Below are 407 nucleotides of genomic sequence, written 5' to 3'. Positions count from 1 at the left end.
CCGTCCCGCTGGAGTGACCGATCTCACCGACCGGGTCGCCCGGGACGTCAGTCGGCGAAGACCGCGACGCCGTCCTCGGCGGCGTGCCGCGGCTGGAGCTCTTCGGCCTCGTTGGTGAGGGCCTTGCGCCGTACGGCGACCACCAGCGCGCCCACCACCGCGGTGGTGCCCGCGACCACGAACGGGACGTGGGGGTCGGTCCACTCCCCGATCTTCGGCGCGAGGAAGGGCGCGGCGGCGGCCGCGAACCAGCGGACGAAGTTGTAGCCGGCGCTCGCCACCGGGCGCGGCGCGTCGGAGACACCGAGGGCCAGCTCGGTGTAGACGGTGTTGTTCACGCCGATGAACGCACCGGACAGGATCGTGCACACGACGGCGGTGGTGTGGTCGCCGTAGCCGAGCACCAC

At 72.7% G+C, this 407-nt stretch carries 1 pseudogene; it reads right to left on the bottom strand.

Annotated features, from left to right (window positions below):
• Positions 1-47 precede the first annotated feature (47 nt).
• A pseudogene (locus RH94_RS42910) lies at positions 48-407 on the bottom strand (MFS transporter); the annotation flags it as partial.

Source organism: Streptomyces kebangsaanensis, from assembly GCF_001906585.1.
GTDB classification, from domain to species: Bacteria; Actinomycetota; Actinomycetes; order Streptomycetales; family Streptomycetaceae; genus Streptomyces; species Streptomyces kebangsaanensis.
The sequence above is the reverse complement of the archived record's forward strand: the minus strand, read 5'-3'. Positions and strand labels throughout refer to the sequence as shown.